This window comes from Gordonia sp. VNK21 (assembly GCF_046098115.1).
Lineage (GTDB): Bacteria > Actinomycetota > Actinomycetes > Mycobacteriales > Mycobacteriaceae > Gordonia.
This window is the reverse complement of the sequence record NZ_JBJURU010000022.1, coordinates 30,639-34,693: the sequence shown is the minus strand read 5'-3', so window position 1 is coordinate 34,693 and position 4,055 is coordinate 30,639. Positions and strand designations below refer to the sequence as shown.

The following is a 4,055-nucleotide window of genomic DNA, read 5'->3' as shown; positions in this document are numbered from 1 at the left end:
CAAAGGCCCGCGGCAGGTCGCCGAGCTCCTCGTCCGACGGCGCCGAGACGTGCAGCAGGCCGCCGCCGTCGTCGCCGCCGTCCACCGCGTCGTAGGCGGCCGCGGCGAACACCGGCCACGGCCCGGGCCAGTCGACCAGGTCGGTGACGTGCGGGCGCAGGAAGTAGCCGCCGTTGATCGCCGCGCTGCCGCCGGCGCCGATCCCCCGGACCACCGGGCGCCCGCGGCGTTCGGGAACGGGTCTCGACCGCCGGCTCCCCGGCCCGATCGGCAGCCGGCTCAGCGGCGCGGTGTGGTCGTCGGGCAGTTCTGCCGGCCCCTGCTCCAGCAGCAGAATGCTCCGGTCGCCGCGCTGGGCCAGCCGGTGCGCCAGCACGCAGCCGGCGGTCCCGGCACCGACGATCACCACATCGGCGGAGGCGGGCACGGCGGCGGGCACGGCGCACTCAGCGTTTCAGGACCGGGCGCAGCGCTCCGGCCGACCGGGAGTGCAGCGCCCCCTGCCAGAGGCCGGTGCCGTAGGCGAGATCGTCGAGGCGGTAGAGCACCAGGAAGTCGAGCGGTCCCATCGCCGGGCTGCGGTCCTGGGACACCTGCCGCCGGGCCCACATGTAGAGCCCTTCGGCCAGCGCCAGTTCCACCACCAGCCGGCGGAACTTGGGCCATACCAGTGCCAGCAGCACGCTGATCGGCCAGTAGTGCCGCAGCATCGCCGCCGCGGCCTGGGCCAGTCCGTAGCCCACCGCGCGGACGGTGGTGCGGGCCGCGAGCAGGTCGGCACCGGGCACGTCGGAGAACTTGGCCCGCAGCCGCAGCCCCATCACCACGGCGAGCACCGCGGCCACCGCGGCCCCGATCCGGGTGCGGGTGAGCAGGGCGATCACCGTCGCCGCCACCATCGAGGTGGACATCACCGGCGCGGCGGCCTCGCCGTGGCGGCTCGCGAGCTGCGCCGCACCGGTGCCGTAGAACCGGCGTCGGCCCAGCATGCTGCCGAGCTGTTCACGGTGCTCGTGGCGGACCATCGCCACCGGGTCGTAGTACACCCGCCAGCCCAGCCGGTGCGTGCGCCAGCACAGGTCCACGTCCTCGGCCACCCGCAGGCTCTCGTCGAATCCGGCGAACGCGCTGCGCCGCACCACCATCGCCGCGCTGGGCACGTAGGCCAGCGGGCTTCCCGGCGCCACCGCGGCCTCATCAGGCCCCATGTCCAGGGACGAGCAGGCGTTGGCGTAACGGGCCACCGGCGAACAGCCGGACACCCGCTGGCGGCCCACGATGCGCGGCGCCACGATGGCCACCGTCGGATCCGAGAAGTGGCCGAGGAGCATGGTGAGCCACTCCCCGACGGGCATGGTGTCGGCGTCGAGGAAGGCCACGTACTCGGTCTCGGCGGCCTCGGCGCCGGCGTTGCGGGCGGCGGCCGGGCCGAGGTTGCACGGCATCCGCAATACCCGGGCGTTGTCGCCGGTGACGCGGATGGGTTCGGCTGAGCCGTCGTCCACCACGATCACCGAGAGTCCGTGCAGGGCCGGCAGCAGCCGGTCGATGCCGTCCTGGTCGTCGCGGACCGGGACCACCACGGTCACCTGATCGGGGGTGGGGCCGCTCATCGGACGGGGCAGGCCGATGCCGGCGTCGAGCAGGGTGCGGGCCAGTGAGCGCGTACGGTCGTCGACCACCGCGATCCGGCCGTCGTAAGAGGTCATGCCGAGCGCTTCGCGGGAGAGCTTGAGGATCCGCATGGGCGAGCCGCCGACCAGATAGCGCAGGTCCCCGCCGGCCACGCACTGGCGGTCGATCTGCACCTGGAAGCCGTCGGGCAGCGCGGTGTTGGCGGGCACCTGCGGCACGGTGCCGGTCATCGCAGCCGCCCGTTCTCGTCCGGCCGCCAGTCGGTGAGCGCACGGCCCAGCCCGGCGGCCACCGCGGCCAGTTCCGTCTCACCGGTGGCCGCGTCGGCGCCGGCCGGATCACCGAGCACCCCGTTGGGGCTCACCCCGGCCACTCCGTCGGCGCGCAGCACATCGAGCAGTTCGGCGATCGGCCGGAGCTCGCCCGCCTCGGCCCGGTCGGCGCGGACGTCGCTGGGCGAGATGGCCAGCAGCGCAGCGGTTTCGGTGCGCCCGGCGTGGGCGTCGGCATCGGGGAAGACGCACGGGAACCAGGCGGCGTCCCGGCCCTCGTAGCGCAGCCGCCGCACCGCTGCGAGCAGTGCCGGTCCGTTGCCGCCGTGGCCGTTGACGAAGACGATCCGGCCGGCCCACCGGCACGCGCTGCGCCCGTATTCGATGAGCACCGTCGTCAGCGCCTCGGTGCCGAGGGAGACCGTCCCCGGGAAACCCTCGTGCTCACCGGAGGCCCCGTAGGGCAGTGCGGGCGCCAGCAGGAACGGGTGCGGGCCGGACAGGGCGCGCAGGGCACGGCGTGCCACCGTCTCGCTGATCCGGACGTCGGTGTCCACGGGCAGATGCGGGCCGTGCTGTTCGATCGCACCCACGGGCACCACCAACGAGACCTCCCGATCCACCAGGTCCGGCCATACCGCCCGGGACAGCTCCGGCACCTCATCACACTCCGGTACCGACTTCATTGCGCCGACTTTACCGACGGACCGGGCCGCGGTGAACCGTTGACGCCAATTCGCCGGAGGAATCGGCCGACCGGGTACCTCTGGAGAATCAGACACCACTTGAGTGGCCCCGTCTTCGCCTATGCAATGCTGAACTGAACCCTTAGGTGATAGGCCACACAGTTGCATCCGGAGGTAATCTGCATGACTTCCCAGACTCGTACCCCGTCGGGCCGCAGCGGCCCCCTCGCCGCCGTCCGCGTGATCGAATTCGCCGGCATCGGCCCCGGCCCCCATGCGGCCATGCTGCTGGCCGATCTGGGCGCCGACGTGCTCCGCGTCCAGCGCCCGGGCGACCTCCCGCAGGAGGGACGCAACGCCGACGCGCTGCTGCGCGGGCGCCGGGTGATCGAGGCCAACCTGAAGAACCCGGCCGACCGGGAGACCATCCTCAACCTGATCGCCAAGGCCGATGTGGTGATCGAGGGCTTCCGTCCGGGCGTCATGGAGCGACTCGGCTTCGGCCCGGAGGATCTGGCCAAGGTCAATCCGGCGCTGGTGTACGGCCGGATGACCGGCTGGGGCCAGACCGGCCCGCGCGCCGAACTGGCCGGCCACGACATGAACTACATCTCGCTCACCGGCATGCTGCACGCCATCGGACGGACCGACGAGAAGCCCACTCCCCCACTGAATCTGGTCGGCGACTTCGGCGGCGGATCGATGTTCCTGGTGATGGGCATCCTGGCCGCACTGGTGGAGCGCCAGACCTCGGGCAAGGGCGAGGTGATCGACGCGGCGATGGTCGACGGCGCCTCGGCGCTCGGCCAGATGATGTGGTCGTTCCGCGGCACCGGCCTGTGGCAGGACAAGCGCGGCGTGAACCTGCTCGACACCGGCGCCCCGTTCTACGAGGTGTACGAGACCAAGGACGGCAAGTGGATGGCGGTCGGCGCCATCGAGCCGCAGTTCTACGCCGAACTACTCAAGGGCCTCGGCCTGGCCGACGCCGACCTGCCCGACCAGCTCGACGGCTCGCGCTGGGATGAGCTCAAGGCGATCTTCGCCGAGACCTTCAAGACCAAGGACCGCGACGAGTGGGCAGCGATCTTCGAGGGCACCGACGCCTGCACCTCACCGATCCTGAACTTCGTTGAGGCCACGGAGGATCCGCACCTGGCCGCGCGCGGCACCCTGGTGGAGATCGACGGCGTCACCCAGGCGCAGGTGGCGCCGCGCTTCGCCCGCGCGACGCCGGCCACGCCCACCGGCCCGGCCCGCGAGGCCACCGATCCGGCCACCGTCTGGCAGGACTGACCCGACCCGGTACGCACCGTGCCCCGGCGCCGCTCACGCGGGCCGGGGCACGCTGCATCTGCGGGTCAGCACATCAGGGCCCGGCACTGTCCCGACCGGCTGTCACGGCCCGGGACTACACGACTGGGCGTCTACGTCGCACGGGGCCGGGCGCACTCGCCGCGGC

General features: G+C 72.6%; 4 protein-coding genes. 1 reads left to right on the top strand and 3 read right to left on the bottom strand.

All coding sequences use genetic code 11. The annotated features are described in order from the left end of the window. The 3 genes from ACJMNC_RS17415 to mftE all read right to left on the bottom strand — a co-directional run. The coding region (locus tag ACJMNC_RS17415; protein WP_408949220.1) for an FAD-dependent oxidoreductase at positions 1 to 439 on the bottom strand (439 nt) is incomplete at its 3' end. A 7-nt stretch (positions 440 to 446) separates the two neighbouring features. After that, positions 447 to 1,865: a mycofactocin biosynthesis glycosyltransferase MftF gene (gene mftF / locus ACJMNC_RS17410; protein WP_408949219.1), complete on the bottom strand. Its 1,419-nt coding sequence runs from the start codon at positions 1,863 to 1,865 to the stop codon at positions 447 to 449. Next, on the bottom strand, positions 1,862 to 2,593 hold the full coding sequence (gene mftE / locus ACJMNC_RS17405; RefSeq protein WP_408949218.1) for a mycofactocin biosynthesis peptidyl-dipeptidase MftE: 732 nt from the start codon (positions 2,591 to 2,593) through the stop codon (positions 1,862 to 1,864). Before mftE ends, mftF begins: the two co-directional genes overlap by 4 nt. A gap of 183 nt (positions 2,594 to 2,776) precedes the next feature. Between mftE and ACJMNC_RS17400 the strand changes: the two genes are divergently transcribed. Further along, positions 2,777 to 3,889 (top strand): CaiB/BaiF CoA transferase family protein, encoded by a 1,113-nt coding sequence (locus ACJMNC_RS17400; protein WP_408949217.1) that lies wholly within the window; start codon positions 2,777 to 2,779, stop codon positions 3,887 to 3,889. Positions 3,890 to 4,055 lie beyond the last annotated feature (166 nt).